This is a genomic window from Citrobacter sp. NCU1, assembly GCF_010231475.1.
Classification (GTDB): Bacteria; Pseudomonadota; Gammaproteobacteria; order Enterobacterales; family Enterobacteriaceae; genus Citrobacter_D.
Genome location: NZ_NRDO01000006.1, coordinates 128,704 through 145,025 on the forward strand (window position 1 = coordinate 128,704; position 16,322 = coordinate 145,025).

The following is a 16,322-nucleotide window of genomic DNA, read 5'->3' on the forward strand; positions in this document are numbered from 1 at the left end:
TCAGGTCACTGGCGCTGGGTTAAATACGGCCAGTTGGTTATGTAGCCCCCATTGATCCGAGAACGTTTTCTTGCGACCACTGGCGACCTCAAGGATGAACTCGAACAGCTTCTGCCCCACCTCTTCGATGGTCTCTTCACCCGTTGCGATCGTTCCCGCATTAATGTCCATTAAGTCGTACCAGCGGTTCGCCAGCTCTGTACGGGTCGCCATCTTAATCACTGGCACCGCCATCAAGCCGTACGGTGTTCCACGCCCGGTGGTAAAGACCTGAACGGTAATCCCCGAAGCCACTTGCTGCGTGCCGCAAACAAAATCGCTGGCGGGCGTGGCGGCATAAATCAGACCGCGTTTGCTGGGGCGCTGACCCGGCGAGAGAACTTCCACAATGGCGCTTTTGCCTGACTTGGCGATAGATCCGAGCGCTTTTTCCACCACATTGGCCAGGCCGCCTTTTTTGTTGCCTGGTGAAGGGTTAGCGCTGCGGTCGGTTTTCCCCATATCAAGATAGTTATCGTACCAGGCCATCTCTTCCAGCAGGCGTTTACCCACTTCTTCATTCACGGCGCGCGGTGTCAGTAAATGGATCGCATCGCGCACTTCGGTGACTTCTGAGAACATGACCGTTGCGCCGCAGCGTACTAACAGGTCAGAAGCATAACCTACCGCCGGGTTGGCCGTTACGCCGGAAAACGCATCGCTACCGCCGCACTGCATACCGACCACCAGTTCAGAGGCCGGGCAGGTTTCGCGCTGGCGTTGATTCAATTTTTGCAGATGCCGTTTTGCCACCTGCAAAATGTCATCGACCATCGATTTAAATCCTACGTGCTTCTCATCCTGGAGCGTCACGATACTGGCGCTATCCACCGGGATACTTTGCACATCGTCGGTCCCTTCCAGCAGACGTTCCGGCTGCAGCTTTTCGCAACCCAGCCCGATAACCATCACTTCGCCGCCAAAGTTGGGGTTCAGTGCGATGTTATGGATAGTGCGAATCGGTACGATTGCGGCGGGGGCATTGATGGCAACACCGCAGCCATAGAGGTGATTGAGCCCCACTACGCCGTCTACGTTTGGATAATGGGGCAACAGATCGCGCTCAATGATTTTCACCACGTAATCCACAACCCCGGCAACACAATGGACGCTGGTAGAGATACCGAGCAGGTTCTTGGTCCCCACGCTTCCGTCGGCGTTGCGATAGCCTTCAAAGGTATAGCCTTCGAGCGGCGGTAGAGGTTCCGGTACTTTAGTGGCCAGTGGCAGGGTATTCAGCGGCGGTGCTTTCGGCAGCTCAACCAGGGATTCATCAATCCAGCTACCGCGGGCAATGTCGCGAACCGCGTAACCAATGACTTCGCCGTAGCGTATGATTTCACCGTGAACAGGAATGGCCTCCAGCGCCACTTTATGGCCCTGAGGAATATGTTCAATCAACTCCAGTCCGTCAGGGAAACGCGTCCCGGATTTCAGACCATTGTCATTGACAATAATCGCTACATTGTCAGTGTCATGCACCTTAATATAAAACGCCGTTGGCGATTCTTGCCTAATTTCGATGTCGGCCATTGTCCAGTATTCTCCAGCCAGGTGGTGATAATAAAAATATAAGAGTCGAATCTGATGATAAGAATTAAAGATTCAATGTTGTGAAATAAGAATGTCAGGAGTTCATAATCAAGAATGTGATCAATGTCACTCATTGTTGTGAGCGCCGCGCCACAAGGGGCAGGAAAGCGTAAATCTGTGCATCAGCGCCCAGCATTATGTGCATTTGCTCAAGATTATATTTAAATATTACGGATTAAATGTTCTTTTGCACAATGCCTGATATCGCCTCGCTGATTATACTGAATCACGGTTTAAGGTGTCTGATAAATTATTTTATATTCTCTTTGTTTAGTAATTTGTCACATGAAATCACACTCAAATAATAATAAGAATGTCTTCTTAAGTGCCTGAGGTAAATAAAATGATACTGGATACGGTTGAAGAGAAAAAGAAAGGTACGCATACCCGTTATTTAATCTTGTTAATAATTTTTATTGTGACGGCAGTTAACTACGCTGACCGTGCGACACTTTCCATTGCCGGTACCGAAGTGGCGAAAGAGCTACAGTTGAGTGCGGTGTCAATGGGGTACATCTTTTCCGCCTTCGGCTGGGCCTATTTGCTGATGCAAATCCCTGGCGGCTGGCTGCTCGACAAATTTGGCTCGAAGAAAGTCTATACATACAGCCTGTTCTTCTGGTCGCTGTTTACCTTCCTGCAGGGCTTTGTGGATATGTTCCCGTTGGCCTGGGCGGGTATCTCAATGTTCTTTATGCGTTTTATGCTGGGCTTTTCAGAAGCGCCCTCCTTCCCGGCAAATGCCCGTATTGTTGCGGCATGGTTCCCGACCAAAGAGCGTGGTACCGCCTCCGCCATCTTTAACTCAGCACAGTATTTTTCTCTGGCATTGTTTTCGCCGCTACTGGGCTGGTTGACCTTTGCCTGGGGCTGGGAGCACGTTTTTACCGTGATGGGGGTTATCGGCTTCGTGCTGACGGCGCTGTGGGTAAAACTGATCCATAACCCGACGGACCATCCGCGCATGTCGCCGGAAGAGTTGAAGTTCATCTCTGAAAACGGCGCGGTGGTGGATATGGACCACAAAAAACCTGGCAACGCGGTAGCAAGCGGGCCAAAACTGCATTACATCAAGCAGTTGTTGACCAACCGTATGATGCTGGGGGTCTTCTTCGGACAGTATTTCATCAACACCATTACCTGGTTTTTCCTGACCTGGTTCCCGATCTATCTGGTGCAGGAAAAGGGAATGTCGATTCTGAAAGTCGGTCTGGTGGCTTCCATTCCAGCGCTCTGTGGGTTTGCGGGCGGCGTACTCGGCGGCGTGTTCTCCGATTACCTGATTAAACGCGGTGCCACCATTACGCTGGCGCGTAAATTACCGATTGTTCTCGGAATGCTGCTGGCCTCGACCATTATTCTGTGTAACTACACCGACAATACCGCGTTAGTGGTGATGCTGATGGCGTTAGCGTTCTTTGGCAAAGGGTTTGGTGCGCTGGGCTGGCCGGTGATTTCCGACACCGCGCCGAAAGAAATTGTCGGTCTGTGCGGTGGGGTATTCAACGTATTTGGTAATGTGGCCTCCATTGTTACCCCGCTGGTGATTGGCTACCTGGTCAGTGAATTGCACTCATTTAATGCCGCGCTGGTGTTCGTCGGATGTTCAGCGTTGATGGCGATGGTTTGCTACCTGTTTATTGTCGGCGACATTAAACGTATGGAATTACAAAAGTAATTAACGGTTAAGAGACAAGGTATAAGCGATGAATAACGATATCTTCCCGAATAAGTTTAAGGCTGCGCTGGCAGCTAAACAGGTACAGATAGGCTGCTGGTCTGCGCTGGCAAATCCGATCAGTACGGAAGTGCTAGGGCTGGCCGGGTTCGACTGGCTGGTGCTGGATGGCGAACATGCGCCAAACGATATCTCGACTTTTATTCCCCAACTGATGGCGCTGAAAGGCAGTGCCAGCACACCGGTGGTGCGTGTGCCGACTAACGAGCCGGTCATTATCAAACGCCTGCTGGATATCGGTTTCTATAACTTCCTGATCCCGTTTGTGGAAACGGAAGAGCAAGCGGTGCAGGCCGTGGCGTCCACCCGCTATCCGCCGGAAGGCATTCGTGGCGTCTCCGTTTCTCACCGCGCCAACATGTTTGGCACCGTGCCGGACTACTTTGCGCAGTCAAACAAGAACATCACCATTCTGGTGCAAATTGAAAGCCAACAGGGTGTGGATAACGTTGATGCGATCGCGGCGACCGACGGTGTGGACGGGATCTTCGTTGGTCCAAGCGACCTGGCGGCGGCGCTCGGCCATCTCGGCAACGCTGCTCACCCGGAAGTACAGAAAGCCATCCAGCATATTTTTGCCCGTGCAAAAGCACATGGCAAACCGAGCGGCATTCTGGCACCGGTTGAAGCGGATGCTCGTCGCTACCTCGAATGGGGCGCAACCTTCGTTGCCGTCGGCAGCGACCTCGGTGTCTTCCGTTCTGCTACACAGAAACTGGCTGATTCCTTTAAGAAATAAATATCACCAAAAGAAGAGAGAGACGCAATTATGACGATGAAAGTAGGTTTTATTGGCCTGGGCATTATGGGCAAACCCATGAGCAAAAACCTCCTCAAAGCGGGCTACTCATTGGTGGTGGCCGATCGCAACCGTGACGCGATCGCTGAAGTCATTGCCGCAGGTGCAGAAACCGCGACAACGCCAAAAGCAATTGCGGAGCAGTGTGATGTGATTATCACCATGCTGCCAAATTCCCCGCATGTAAAAGAGGTGGCGCTGGGCGAAAACGGCATCATCGAAGGGGCGAAACCGGGGACCGTACTGATCGATATGAGCTCCATTGCGCCGCTGGCGAGCCGTGAAATCAGCGACGCGCTGAAAGCGAAAGGTATCGATATGCTGGATGCGCCAGTAAGCGGCGGTGAACCGAAGGCGATTGATGGCACATTGTCGGTGATGGTGGGCGGTGATAAAGCGATTTTCGACAAGTATTACTCTCTGCTGAAAGCGATGGCGGGTTCTGTGGTGCATACCGGAGAAATCGGTGCGGGTAACGTTACTAAACTGGCAAACCAGGTCATTGTCGCGCTGAATATTGCCGCAATGTCGGAAGCACTGACTCTGGCAACCAAAGCGGGCGTGAATCCGGATCTGGTCTATCAGGCGATTCGTGGCGGGCTGGCGGGCAGCACCGTGCTGGATGCGAAAGCGCCGATGGTGATGGATCGTAACTTCAAGCCGGGATTCCGTATCGATCTGCACATCAAAGATCTGGCCAATGCGCTGGATACCTCGCATGGCGTTGGGGCGCAGTTGCCGCTGACCGCCGCAGTGATGGAGATGATGCAGGCGTTACGTGCGGATGGGCTGGGGACGGCCGATCACAGCGCGCTTGCGTGCTACTACGAAAAACTGGCGAAAGTGGAAGTCACTCGCTAACAAGATGGGCGCCGTGTGCGCCCTGTAATTCTTGCCTTGCGCGGCACTGTCAGGCGACATAACTATGAAAATCGTAATTGCCCCAGACTCTTATAAAGAGAGCCTTTCTGCCACTGAGGTAGCACAGGCGATAGAAAAAGGATTTCGGGAAATTTTCCCCGATGCGCAATATGTTTCTGTTCCTGTTGCCGATGGTGGTGAAGGGACTGTTGAAGCCATGATTGCCGCCACGCAAGGTTCTGAACATTTCGCGCGGGTGACCGGGCCGCTGGGCGAAAAAGTGAATGCCAGTTGGGGGATGTCCGGCGACGGTAAAACCGCGTTTATTGAGATGGCGGCGGCCAGCGGGCTGGCTCTGGTTCCCCTGGAAAAGCGTAACCCCTTAATCACGACCTCGCGTGGCACCGGGGAACTCATTTTGCATGCCCTGGAAAGTGGCGCCAGAAGCATCATTATCGGTATTGGCGGCAGCGCGACCAATGATGGCGGGGCAGGTATGGTACAGGCGCTGGGGGCCCGGCTCTGTGATGCCAATGGCACCGAGATTGGTTACGGCGGTGGGAGTTTGAACAGCCTGAATTCCATTGATATCTCCGGTTTGGATCCACGCTTAAAAGGGTGCGCTATCCGTGTCGCCTGTGATGTGACCAACCCGCTTCTTGGCGAGAACGGTGCTTCACGTATTTTTGGCCCCCAGAAAGGGGCAACCGAAGAGCGTATTACTGAACTGGATCGCAATCTTGCACACTATGCAGAGGTGATAAAAAAATCATTGCGTATTGATGTGAAAGACGTACCTGGCGCGGGTGCGGCAGGGGGGATGGGGGCGGCACTGATGGCGTTTCTTGGCGCGGAGTTGAAAAGCGGCATTGAGATCGTCACAACAGCGCTTAATCTCGAAGAACATATCCACGATTGTACGCTGGTGGTGACTGGCGAAGGGCGTATCGACAGCCAGAGTATTCACGGCAAAGTACCGGTAGGCGTGGCAAGTGTGGCGAAAAAATACCATAAACCGGTGATTGGCATTGCGGGTAGCCTGACCAGCGATGTCGCTGTTGTGCATCAGTATGGCATTGACGCGGTCTTCAGTGTCTTGACCCGGATTGAGACGCTGGAAGAGGCTTTTCGGGGCGCATTTGACAATATTTATCGTTCCTCGCGCAATATTGCGGCCACACTGGCCGTCGGGATGCACAGTGCGGGGTGACAAGGGCGTACAAACCCTCTATACTTCGCGCCGAAGCTGACCAGACAGTCGCCGCTTCGTCGTCGTCCCTTTCGGGGGAGACGGGCGGAGGGGAGGAAAGTCCGGGCTCCATAGGGCAAGGTGCCAGGTAACGCCTGGGGGGTGTAACAGCCCACGACCAGTGCAACAGAGAGCAAACCGCCGATGGCCTACGCAAGTGGGATCAGGTAAGGGTGAAAGGGTGCGGTAAGAGCGCACCGCGCGGCTGGTAACAGTCCGTGGCACGGTAAACTCCACCCGGAGCAAGGCCAAATAGGGGTTCATAAGGTACGGCCCGTACTGAACCCGGGTAGGCTGCTTGAGCCAGTGAGCGATTGCTGGCCTAGATGAATGACTGTCCACGACAGAACCCGGCTTATCGGTCAGCTTCACCTCTTAAAGAACCCCGCTTCGGCGGGGTTTTTGCTTTTACAAGGCAGGTAAGATGAATGACTGTCCACAACGCTATAAACCAGCGAAGCTGAAATCAAATCACATCTTCGGAATACACTATTTCAGCATTAGGATGTATTTTCACCAGAGAAGCGGGTAGAGATGTCGTTATGCTACTTTTGAGAAGCTGACCAAAGATCTCTTTTTTATGCTCGCCAGTTACCATCAAAATGACTTTTTTGGCGGACATAATTTCCTGCAATCCTAATGAGATACCGAATTCAATATCATTCTTCCCTGATACCATCGGATGTGCTTTTGACGCCGAATGCAGCGTCACTTTACTGACGTTGACGGGCAAACCGTCGTTTGGCTCGATAAAACCGATATGCCCATTCATACCCAGACCAATAATACACAAATCAGGATTCTTTATGGTGTTCATCACATCCTGAATACGTTCTACTTCGGATTCTGGCAATTCACCACCATCGAACGCGATGTAGTTTTCTGGTTGAACACCCCATGGCTTAACAACATGTTCAATTAAATAGTGCTCACACGAGTCTTTATCCGTTTTACTCAGACCTACCCATTCATCTAACTTAATGATCTTTGCGTGACTGGCTGGGCTGGACAGCATTGATGGTACCATATCAAATGCTTTAGTCGGTGTTCCACCTGAAGCAAGAATAAATGAAGCATCTTCTTTTTTCGCGATAGTGTCGGCAATTTGTTGTGCTACATGGGCTGCAACATCTTCCTGGGTCGTTAATTTAACTAATTGCATCAGTTAACCTCTTTTCATATTTCTGGTAAATTCAAGAATACCTGAATCAGTGATTGAGACGGTGTATTCAAATACGCCATTCTCATTTGAACCGATGCGAATAACGCTCATCATGGGAGTGGGTTCAGTCACCTCAAAAATTTTGCATTGTTCTTCATTGAGAATAATGGGCGTAAGCTTTTCTTTAATGCTCATTTCGCCACTCTTACCAATATCGTCCAGAGCCCGATACAGGCCAACCTGTTCAACATGTTCAATATTAAGTAAGTTAAATGTTGATTGCAGAAGATAAGTATCTTCAAGAACAGCCAGAGAGTCGTTGACATAGCGACGACGGGATATGACTGCAAAACATTCATCTGCGGCAACGCCAAAAATATTTGCGACAAATGCAGACTTTAGAAAATCAACTTTCTCAATAATGGTTTTATGCTTCAGGCCTTTTTTATCGACATCCTGAGTAAAACTTAATTCAGGCTCAACTTCCTCGCGGAGCATCGGAATGGTCACAATATTACCAATACCCTGTTTCGATACGAGGTAGCCACGCTCAATCAGGTAGGCGATAGCACTACGTATGGTTGAGCGGCTGCATTGATATTTCTCTTTTAACGTCAATTCTGAAGTTAATTTATCACCTTCCTGTAAACCGCGAATTTCTTCTAAAATCAGTTCGGAAATTTGCAGATACTTCGGTAATAAATGCTTAGATTCCATCGTCTTCTTCCTCAAAGGATATCGGCGTATCTTCTATAACAAACGCAGATATTGATTCTTTCCCCTGCTCTAACACTATTTCAACAAGCTCGGACATGGTATCGATGTCATTTCTGACCTCGATAGCGGCCACCACCATATTGAAATTTGTACCGGTCAGAACCTCAATGTCATAACCTTTTAGTTTTAACTCTACTGACTTATTAAATGGGGTTCCACCTTTCATGTCTGTGAGTACTAAAAATGCAGAGTTTGGTTCCTGAGATGTCACCAGACATTCCAGTTGTTCCCTGAACACGGCTGAAGACATATCGTAGGCGTAGGGAACGGCATAAAGATTGTCGACATCGCCTAATACGCCCTTAATCAGACTCTGTAAGCCTTGAGAGAATTCTCCGTGGCCGCTTATGATCACGACAACGTTCATTACACAATCCCCATCGCTGCGCCAGCGATTGAAAGTGCCGTGATGGCGCCGATCATGACCAGTGGTTTGACTTTTTTGACCTTAACCGCATAGAAGACTGTGATGGCGACCAGTGCAGGCAGTAAGTTAGGCATCACGGCGTCCAGCAGATCGCTTTGCAGTTTAACCACCATGTCCCCGGCATCGAGTGTTAGCGGTGTCGATATCGAAATATAGGAGGCCATCAGACCGCCTATCACTGTCATCCCAAGAATGGTGGCGGTACGTGAAAGCTGTGCGGAAACTGTTTTGATATTGGCAAAGGCCTTCGTGCCATTTCTATAGGCAAAATGCATCAGGCCAAAACGGATCGAAAACTGAATCACGAAGAAGCTGATCAGATAAAAGAACGGAGCGAACACGTTACCGTGACTTGCCAGGCTCGCGGCAATACCGGCAATGATGGGAATCGCCGTCGCCCACAACAAGGAGTCGCCTAAACCCGCCATTGGCGCCATCGCGCTGATTTTAATGCTGCGGATAACATCAGGTGCTGCTTTCTTACGTTCGGCGGCCAACGCCAGGCCAAACGCAAAGGTGGGTACAAAGGTGTTGGTGTTGAAAAACTCACTGTGCAAATTCAACGACTTTGTAAGATCGTCAGGATTGGAATGGATCTTCTTCAGTGCAGGCAGCATTGAGTAAATCACACCGCCGGCCTGCATACGTTCATAGTTGAAACTGGTATTCAATAACATTGAGCGCCAGCACACCTTATTTAAGTCTGCTTTGGTTAACTCAGGCGCTTCAGTTTGGTCGATAAAATCGCTCATCTTAGATCCCTTCTTCTTCAGTTTCTGGTGTCGTTTTAGGCATAGTCTGCTGACGATATTGATTAGAAAAGAAATCGTAAGCGGCGAAACAACCCCCAAAGATAGCCAGCGCGAGGATAGGCATCTTTAGGTAACTCACTGCGGCGAAACCGGCAATAAGAAACAGGATATGCTGGCGTTGCCACATCATTTTAAGCAGCATGGCGAAACCAACGGCAGGTAAGATCCCGCCAGCGACGGCCAGACCGTGGATGACAAATTCTGGTAACGATTTGATGAAACCGGAGGCTTGTTCGGCGCCAAAGTAAATCGGAATAAAAGCGACAACAAAGTACAAGATGAAGGCGAGGCTAAGACCCGTCCATTGAGTTCGGGCAAAACCAGAGAAATTCATGGTTTCGATATAGCGATCGTTTTTATGCATGTACACCGCAAGGAAAGTACAAAAAGCGGTCATGATCGCCTGCATCAGGATGGCAAATGGCACCGCCAAAGCGACAGAGACCTTTGGATCAAGTCCACTCACAATAGTGAACGTTACGCCAATAACGGTACCTATCACCATGTTAGGTGGCTGAGCGCCGCCAAATGCTGCGGTCTGACCCAGAAAGACCAGCTCCAGAATCGCACCGACCATCAAACCTGTTTTGACGTCACCCAGCACAAGACCAACCAAAAAACCAACAACGACCGGACGATAGGTTTGAAACTGCTCTGCAAACGAATCCGCACCGGTAAATGCGGCAACAAGCGCAATGAGCAAAACTGTTGTTAATTCCATGAAATTTACCCTTTATAGGCTTGTTTGCTGTCATTAGGCGTCAAAGCGTAATACACATTAATTCCCTTGCTGGCTAATGTGTCCAGAGCCGCTTTTTCTTCAGGGTTTACGTGATAGGACTTGTAAACTTTAATGTTGTGTTCAGTGGAATAAGCGCGATTTCCCAGGTTGATCTCTTTGATCGGCACCCCGTTTTCAACCAGTTTTAACGCATCCAGTGGGTTATCAGCCAGCAGCAGAATGTGTTGTTTTTGCGATGCCTGGTGAATGACATCAATCGTTTTCTGGACTGAAAAATAGCGAACCCCAACCCCCTCTGGCGCGGCAATGGATATCAACTGTTTTCTCATTTCATCTTCGGCTACAGCGTCATTGCAGATAACAACCAGATTTGACTGTGTATGCGGAATCCATCCTGTCGCAACCTGACCGTGAATGTAGCGGTCATCTAAGCGGGTGTGCACGATATTCACCATGGTTCATTCTCCAGACCGTTGGGTGGTTATTTGTCCGGATGTCCGGACAAGTTCGATTGTCAACCATAGTTCAGAGTAAAAAATGAGACAGCAGTCAAAAAAGAACGAAATGAAAATTTCTTTTAGACGAAAAGGGGGAGCGCTTAAAGCATCTGTGGCGGGGTGTCGCGAGACTGAGAGTGCGTGATCATATTGAATAGTATTTCGCTGGCTACTCTTTTTGAGTCTCCCTGAGGCGCAAGAAAGAGTCGGAGGGCGGGATGGGCTTATCGCTGGAAGGCTGCATTGTGTCCGACAGGGCATTTTAAGCAGATAATGTACTAGTTGATGGTGTAAATATCGCACTCTCCGGGCGTAATAAACGGGGGAAGACTGAGTAATAAATCGGCATATTTGAAATAACTCGGGCAGCTTTCATCCGGAGAGATTTCTTGTTTTGTGATGACTAACACAAAACCCTGTCTGTGAGTATTTATGCCAGACAAAAGAAATGCTGATGATCAAAATCACAAAATTACTCGCTAAAAAAACTGACAAACATAGTGTTAAAATATTGTTTGAAATGATAATAGAAATAGCTAAATAGTTTAGTAAATGATAATTATCATATTTATTTACAAACAAATAAGGCAAAAAAATGTGATGTGCAACAGTTTTTAATGGCAATTTTGTCATGTTTATACAGATATTTGATAAGTTACTTTATAAATTTAAATGTAAGTTTGTGTGTTAATTACACTGTAATTGCTTGAATTATCGTCTATACGGTCTTTTGAAAATAACTGATAAAACACCGATGTTATAGCCATAAAATATTGTTATCCCCTGCGGTTTTTCTTGATGAATGTCCTGGTTAAGTCACTGAAGTTATTTATAAGCATATGATTTATAAGTGTTTATTTTTAAAAATACAGGCCTGTTAAAGGTAAGGTAAGGTAATTTGTGAGTGGTCGCACATAACCACATAACTTTTATTTGGTACACTTCCTGCCGTCAATAAAGTAATTAGTGCAGGCCGAAATGAATAATATTCTTCTCCCAAAAACACAGCATTTAGTGGTCTTCCAGGAAGTCATTAGAAGCGGTTCTATCGGTTCGGCTGCAAAAGAATTAGGATTAACTCAACCCGCCGTCAGCAAAATTGTCAGTGATGTTGAAGCCTATTTTGGTGTTGAATTAGTTGTTCGTAAAAATACGGGTGTCACATTAACGAGTGCGGGTCAGGTTTTGTTGTCCTGGTCTGAAACTATTACCCGTGAAATGAAAAACATGGTGAATGAGATGAACAGTATGACCTGCAATACGGTCGTCGACGTTTCGTTTGGTTTCCCTTCACTGATTGGTTTTACTTTCATGTCAGACATGATTCACAAGTTTAAAGAGGTGTTTCCGAAAGCGCAGGTTTCTATGTACGAAGCGCAGCTTTCCTCTTTTCTACCTGCGATTCGTGATGGCCGACTGGACTTCGCTATCGGTACGTTGAGTGATGAGATGAAACTGCAAGATCTGCATGTGGAACCGCTCTTTGAGTCCGAGTTTGTGTTGGTCGCCAGCAAGTCCCGAACATGCACCGGCACCACTACGCTGGAATCGTTGAAGAACGAACAGTGGGTGTTGCCGCAAACGAATATGGGTTACTACAGCGAACTCCTCACCACATTACAAAGAAATGGTATTAACAGTGAAAACATCGTTAAAACAGATTCTGTTGTTACCATTTACAATCTTGTTCTCAATGCTGATTTCCTGACCGTCATTCCCTGCGACATGACCACACCTTTTGGTTCAAATCAGTTTACTACTATTCCAGTAGAGGAGACTTTGCCGGTTGCGCGTTATGCTGCGGTATGGTCTAAGAATTATCGAATTAAAAAGGCAGCATCGGTTTTGGTTGAATTAGCCAAAGAATACTCATCATATAATGGTTGCAGACGAAAGCAATTAATTGAAATTCACTGAACTTAGTTTTAATACACAATCGATACCATTTGTCTGAATATCAGACAATGGTAACAGCTATTCATATTACTTTAATACCCAGGTAAGAGGTTTTCATGCACATTACATACGATCTCCCGGTTGCTATTGAAGATGTCATCGAAGCGAAAAAAAGACTTGCGGGCAAAATTTATAAAACGGGAATGCCTCGCTCCAACTATTTTAGTGAGCGTTGCAAAGGTGAAATATTCCTGAAATTTGAAAATATGCAACGTACCGGATCATTTAAAATCCGTGGCGCATTTAATAAGCTCAGCTCTTTAACGGAAGCTGAAAGACGCAAAGGTGTTGTGGCCTGTTCTGCGGGTAATCACGCGCAAGGGGTTTCGCTCTCCTGCGCTATGCTCGGTATTGACGGGAAGGTTGTCATGCCTAAGGGCGCGCCGAAGTCTAAAGTAGCAGCCACCTGTGATTATTCTGCAGAAGTGATCCTGCACGGTGACAACTTCAATGACACGATTGCCAAAGTCAGTGAAATTGTTGAAACCGAAGGGCGTATTTTTATTCCTCCTTATGATGATCCGAAAGTGATTGCCGGTCAGGGTACAATTGGCCTGGAAATCATGGAAGATTTATATGATGTCGATAACGTGATTGTGCCCATTGGCGGCGGCGGCTTAATCGCAGGTATTGCTATTGCGATTAAATCTATCAACCCGACCATTAAAATTATTGGTGTACAGTCTGAAAATGTACACGGTATGGCGGCATCTTATCATGCCGGTGAAATAACCATGCACCGAACGACCGGCACCCTGGCGGATGGTTGTGATGTCTCCCGCCCGGGTAATTTAACTTACGAAATCGTTCGTGAATTAGTAGACGACATTGTCCTGGTGAGCGAAGACGAAATTCGAAACAGCATGATTGCATTAATTCAGCGTAATAAAGTTGTCACCGAAGGGGCTGGCGCGCTGGCATGTGCTGCATTATTAAGTGGGAAATTAGATGGTTATATCCAGAACAGAAAAACAGTCAGCATTATTTCTGGCGGAAATATCGATCTCTCCCGCGTTTCACAAATTACGGGTTTAGTTGACGCTTAATCCCAGCTATTCATTATTTCGTTGAGGATAGGATATGAGTACTACTGATAGCAGCATTGTATCCAGCCAGACAAAAGAGTCGTCCTGGCGCAAATCAGACACCACCTGGACACTGGGTTTATTTGGTACTGCCATCGGCGCTGGGGTGTTGTTCTTCCCCATCCGCGCAGGTTTTGGCGGACTGATCCCCATTCTGTTGATGCTGGTGTTAGCGTACCCCATCGCGTTCTATTGCCACCGTGCACTGGCACGCCTGTGTCTTTCCGGTTCTAATCCTTCCGGTAACATCACAGAAACGGTTGAAGAGCATTTTGGTAAAACAGGTGGCGTGGTTATCACGTTCCTCTACTTCTTTGCGATTTGTCCACTGCTGTGGATTTATGGTGTCACCATAACCAACACCTTTATGACCTTCTGGGAAAACCAGTTGCAGATGCCTGCGCTTAACCGTGGCTTCGTGGCACTGTTCCTGTTGCTGCTGATGGCATTTGTCATCTGGTTCGGTAAGGATCTGATGGTTAAAGTGATGAGCTACCTGGTATGGCCGTTCATTGCCAGCCTGGTGCTGATCTCCCTGTCGCTAATCCCTTACTGGAACTCCGCAGTCGTTGAGCAGGTGGATCTCAGTAATATCGCGTTGACCGGGCATGACGGTATTCTGGTTACCGTATGGCTGGGTATCTCCATCATGGTGTTCTCTTTCAACTTCTCACCTATCGTCTCTTCTTTCGTGGTGTCCAAACGTGAAGAGTATGAGAAAGACTTTGGTCGCGAGTTCACTGAGCGTAAATGTTCACAGATCATCTCTCGCGCCAGCGTGTTGATGGTGGCAGTCGTGATGTTCTTCGCCTTCAGCTGCCTGTTCACGCTCTCTCCGGCAAACATGGCAGATGCTAAAGCACAGAACATTCCAGTGCTTTCTTACCTGGCAAACCACTTTGCTTCACTGTCTGGTACTAAATCGACTTTTGCGACGGTTCTGGAATACGGTGCTTCTATTATCGCACTGGTCGCCATCTTCAAATCGTTCTTCGGTCACTATCTGGGAACGCTGGAAGGTCTGAACGGTCTGGTGCTGAAGTTCGGTTATAAAGGCGATAAAACTAAAGTTTCCTCCGGCAAACTTAACACCATCAGCATGATCTTCATCATGGGCTCCACCTGGGTTGTGGCATACGCCAACCCGAACATTCTGGACCTGATTGAAGCCATGGGTGCGCCGATCATTGCATCGCTGCTCTGCTTGCTGCCGATGTACGCCATCCGTAAAGCGCCGTCGCTGGCGAAGTACCGTGGTCGTCTGGATAACGTGTTTGTTACCGCTATTGGTCTGCTGACCATTCTGAACATCGTGTACAAACTGTTTTAATCCTTAAACGCAGGATGAGTAGTGAAATGAATGAATTCCCGGTAGTTCTGGTTATTAACTGTGGATCATCTTCAATTAAGTTTTCAGTGCTGGATGCAACCCATTGTGATGTTTTGATGTCGGGTATTGCGGACGGTATTAATTCTGAAAATGCTTTTTTGGTTGTGAATGGAGGAGAGCCAGCGAAGCTGGCTCACCACAGCTACGAAGGTGCATTTCAGGCGATAGCCGTTGAACTGGAAAAACGTAATTTAATCGATAGCGTGGCCTTAATTGGCCACCGTATCGCCCACGGCGGAAATATCTTTACTGAATCGGCCATTATTACTGATGACGTTATTGAAAATATTCGCCGGGTTTCTCCTTTAGCGCCATTACACAATTACGCGAATTTAAGCGGAATTGAATCGGCAAAGCAGCTTTTCCCTGGTGTTCAACAGGTGGCCGTTTTTGATACCAGCTTCCATCAAACGCTGGCACCTGAAGCTTACCTGTACGGTTTACCGTGGAAATATTTTGAAGAGCTGGGTGTGCGCCGCTATGGATTTCATGGCACATCGCATCGCTACGTTTCACAACGTGCGCACGATCTCCTCGAACTTCAGGAACAAGATTCCGGTCTGGTCGTCGCTCATCTCGGCAATGGCGCGTCAATCTGTGCGGTTCGCAACGGACAGAGCGTCGATACCTCAATGGGGATGACGCCGCTGGAAGGGCTGATGATGGGCACGCGCAGTGGCGACGTAGACTTTGGTGCCATGGCGTGGGTAGCCAGCGAAACCAACCAGACGCTGGGTGACCTTGAGCGCGTGGTTAACAAAGAGTCTGGCTTACTGGGAATTTCAGGTCTGTCTTCTGATTTACGCGTGCTGGAAAAAGCCTGGCACGAAGGTCATGAACGCGCACAACTGGCGATCAAAACGTTTGTGCATCGCATTGCACGACATATTGCTGGTCACGCGGCGTCGTTGCATCGTCTGGACGGCATTATTTTCACTGGCGGCATCGGTGAGAACTCCGTATTAATTCGCCGCCTGGTGATTGAACATCTGGCCGTACTGGGCGTGAGTGTAGACAGCGATATGAACAGTCTGCCTAATTCCCATGGCGAAAGAATTATCTCAGGCAAAGAGGCTCGTGTTATTTGCGCCGTCATTCCCACGAATGAAGAAAAAATGATTGCACTCGATGCGATTCATTTAGGCAAAGTTAACGCCACTGTGGAATTTGCATAACTTATTTTGTTGTTCTGTAG

General features: G+C 48.4%; 15 protein-coding genes and 1 other RNA gene. 9 read left to right on the plus strand and 7 right to left on the minus strand.

From position 1 onward, the window contains the following. A complete protein-coding gene (gene garD / locus CJP72_RS02920) occupies positions 1-1,572 on the minus strand; it encodes a galactarate dehydratase (RefSeq protein WP_162379400.1) in 1,572 nt (523 codons plus the stop codon). A gap of 403 nt (positions 1,573-1,975) precedes the next feature. Between garD and garP the strand changes: the two genes are divergently transcribed. The 5 genes from garP to rnpB all read left to right on the plus strand — a co-directional run bounded on the left by garP (position 1,976) and on the right by rnpB (position 6,653). After that, on the plus strand, positions 1,976-3,310 hold the full coding sequence (gene garP / locus CJP72_RS02925; protein WP_162379401.1) for a galactarate/glucarate/glycerate transporter GarP: 1,335 nt from the start codon (positions 1,976-1,978) through the stop codon (positions 3,308-3,310). Positions 3,311-3,338: 28 nt separating this feature from the next. Continuing rightward, positions 3,339-4,109 carry a 2-dehydro-3-deoxyglucarate aldolase gene (garL, locus tag CJP72_RS02930; RefSeq protein WP_162379402.1) on the plus strand — a complete coding sequence of 257 codons (771 nt, stop codon included), beginning with the start codon at positions 3,339-3,341 and terminating at the stop codon, positions 4,107-4,109. Positions 4,110-4,139: 30 nt separating this feature from the next. Continuing rightward, positions 4,140-5,030 (plus strand): 2-hydroxy-3-oxopropionate reductase, encoded by an 891-nt coding sequence (gene garR / locus CJP72_RS02935; protein ID WP_162379403.1) that lies wholly within the window; start codon positions 4,140-4,142, stop codon positions 5,028-5,030. A gap of 64 nt (positions 5,031-5,094) precedes the next feature. Next, the gene (garK, locus tag CJP72_RS02940; RefSeq protein ID WP_162379404.1) at positions 5,095-6,240 is read left to right on the plus strand and encodes a glycerate 2-kinase; all 1,146 of its coding nucleotides are present in this window, start codon (positions 5,095-5,097) and stop codon (positions 6,238-6,240) included. A gap of 32 nt (positions 6,241-6,272) precedes the next feature. Beyond that, positions 6,273-6,653, plus strand: an RNA gene (gene rnpB, locus CJP72_RS02945) — RNase P RNA component class A. 92 nt (positions 6,654-6,745) lie between these two features. On the opposite strand, the gene CJP72_RS02950 is transcribed toward rnpB, so the two are convergent. From CJP72_RS02950 to CJP72_RS02975, 6 genes are read right to left on the minus strand one after another with little or no spacing between them, the layout of a single operon-like run. Next, a complete protein-coding gene (locus CJP72_RS02950) occupies positions 6,746-7,441 on the minus strand; it encodes a 6-phosphogluconolactonase (protein WP_162379405.1) in 696 nt (231 codons plus the stop codon). A 3-nt stretch (positions 7,442-7,444) separates the two neighbouring features. Continuing rightward, a complete protein-coding gene (locus CJP72_RS02955) occupies positions 7,445-8,158 on the minus strand; it encodes a GntR family transcriptional regulator (protein WP_162379406.1) in 714 nt (237 codons plus the stop codon). Then, complete coding sequence (locus tag CJP72_RS02960) at positions 8,148-8,585, minus strand: PTS sugar transporter subunit IIA (protein ID WP_162379407.1); 438 nt, start codon at positions 8,583-8,585, stop codon at positions 8,148-8,150. The genes CJP72_RS02955 and CJP72_RS02960 overlap by 11 nt, the downstream gene beginning before the upstream one ends. After that, positions 8,585-9,397: a PTS system mannose/fructose/sorbose family transporter subunit IID gene (locus tag CJP72_RS02965; RefSeq protein ID WP_162379408.1), complete on the minus strand. Its 813-nt coding sequence runs from the start codon at positions 9,395-9,397 to the stop codon at positions 8,585-8,587. Before CJP72_RS02965 ends, CJP72_RS02960 begins: the two co-directional genes overlap by 1 nt. Before the next feature lies 1 nt (position 9,398). After that, the gene (locus tag CJP72_RS02970) at positions 9,399-10,178 is read right to left on the minus strand and encodes a PTS sugar transporter subunit IIC (RefSeq protein WP_162379409.1); all 780 of its coding nucleotides are present in this window, start codon (positions 10,176-10,178) and stop codon (positions 9,399-9,401) included. 5 nt (positions 10,179-10,183) lie between these two features. Beyond that, positions 10,184-10,654, minus strand: a complete 471-nt coding sequence (locus CJP72_RS02975; protein ID WP_162379410.1) for a PTS system mannose/fructose/N-acetylgalactosamine-transporter subunit IIB — start codon at positions 10,652-10,654, stop codon at positions 10,184-10,186. Between the two features lie 1,020 nt (positions 10,655-11,674). Between CJP72_RS02975 and tdcA the strand changes: the two genes are divergently transcribed. The 4 genes from tdcA to tdcD all read left to right on the plus strand — a co-directional run bounded on the left by tdcA (position 11,675) and on the right by tdcD (position 16,302). After that, entirely contained in the window at positions 11,675-12,613 is a 939-nt protein-coding gene (tdcA, locus tag CJP72_RS02980) for a transcriptional regulator TdcA (protein ID WP_162379411.1), read from the plus strand. A gap of 95 nt (positions 12,614-12,708) precedes the next feature. Next, complete coding sequence (tdcB, locus tag CJP72_RS02985) at positions 12,709-13,698, plus strand: bifunctional threonine ammonia-lyase/L-serine ammonia-lyase TdcB (protein WP_162379412.1); 990 nt, start codon at positions 12,709-12,711, stop codon at positions 13,696-13,698. A 34-nt stretch (positions 13,699-13,732) separates the two neighbouring features. Continuing rightward, positions 13,733-15,067: a threonine/serine transporter TdcC gene (gene tdcC / locus CJP72_RS02990; protein ID WP_162379413.1), complete on the plus strand. Its 1,335-nt coding sequence runs from the start codon at positions 13,733-13,735 to the stop codon at positions 15,065-15,067. Positions 15,068-15,093: 26 nt separating this feature from the next. Next, positions 15,094-16,302 (plus strand): propionate kinase, encoded by a 1,209-nt coding sequence (tdcD, locus tag CJP72_RS02995; protein ID WP_162379414.1) that lies wholly within the window; start codon positions 15,094-15,096, stop codon positions 16,300-16,302. Positions 16,303-16,322: the final 20 nt, after the last annotated feature.

Excerpts from the sequence above, each read along its gene's own strand:
- garD (WP_162379400.1), bottom strand. The coding sequence starts at position 1,572 with ATGGCCGACATCGAAATTAGGCAAGAATCGCCAACGGCGTTTTATATT.
- garP (WP_162379401.1), top strand. The coding sequence starts at position 1,976 with ATGATACTGGATACGGTTGAAGAGAAAAAGAAAGGTACGCATACCCGT.
- garL (WP_162379402.1), top strand. The coding sequence starts at position 3,339 with ATGAATAACGATATCTTCCCGAATAAGTTTAAGGCTGCGCTGGCAGCT.
- garR (WP_162379403.1), top strand. The coding sequence starts at position 4,140 with ATGACGATGAAAGTAGGTTTTATTGGCCTGGGCATTATGGGCAAACCC.
- garK (WP_162379404.1), top strand. The coding sequence starts at position 5,095 with ATGAAAATCGTAATTGCCCCAGACTCTTATAAAGAGAGCCTTTCTGCC.
- CJP72_RS02950 (WP_162379405.1), bottom strand. The coding sequence starts at position 7,441 with ATGCAATTAGTTAAATTAACGACCCAGGAAGATGTTGCAGCCCATGTA.
- CJP72_RS02955 (WP_162379406.1), bottom strand. The coding sequence starts at position 8,158 with ATGGAATCTAAGCATTTATTACCGAAGTATCTGCAAATTTCCGAACTG.
- CJP72_RS02960 (WP_162379407.1), bottom strand. The coding sequence starts at position 8,585 with ATGAACGTTGTCGTGATCATAAGCGGCCACGGAGAATTCTCTCAAGGC.
- CJP72_RS02965 (WP_162379408.1), bottom strand. The coding sequence starts at position 9,397 with ATGAGCGATTTTATCGACCAAACTGAAGCGCCTGAGTTAACCAAAGCA.
- CJP72_RS02970 (WP_162379409.1), bottom strand. The coding sequence starts at position 10,178 with ATGGAATTAACAACAGTTTTGCTCATTGCGCTTGTTGCCGCATTTACC.
- CJP72_RS02975 (WP_162379410.1), bottom strand. The coding sequence starts at position 10,654 with ATGGTGAATATCGTGCACACCCGCTTAGATGACCGCTACATTCACGGT.
- tdcA (WP_162379411.1), top strand. The coding sequence starts at position 11,675 with ATGAATAATATTCTTCTCCCAAAAACACAGCATTTAGTGGTCTTCCAG.
- tdcB (WP_162379412.1), top strand. The coding sequence starts at position 12,709 with ATGCACATTACATACGATCTCCCGGTTGCTATTGAAGATGTCATCGAA.
- tdcC (WP_162379413.1), top strand. The coding sequence starts at position 13,733 with ATGAGTACTACTGATAGCAGCATTGTATCCAGCCAGACAAAAGAGTCG.
- tdcD (WP_162379414.1), top strand. The coding sequence starts at position 15,094 with ATGAATGAATTCCCGGTAGTTCTGGTTATTAACTGTGGATCATCTTCA.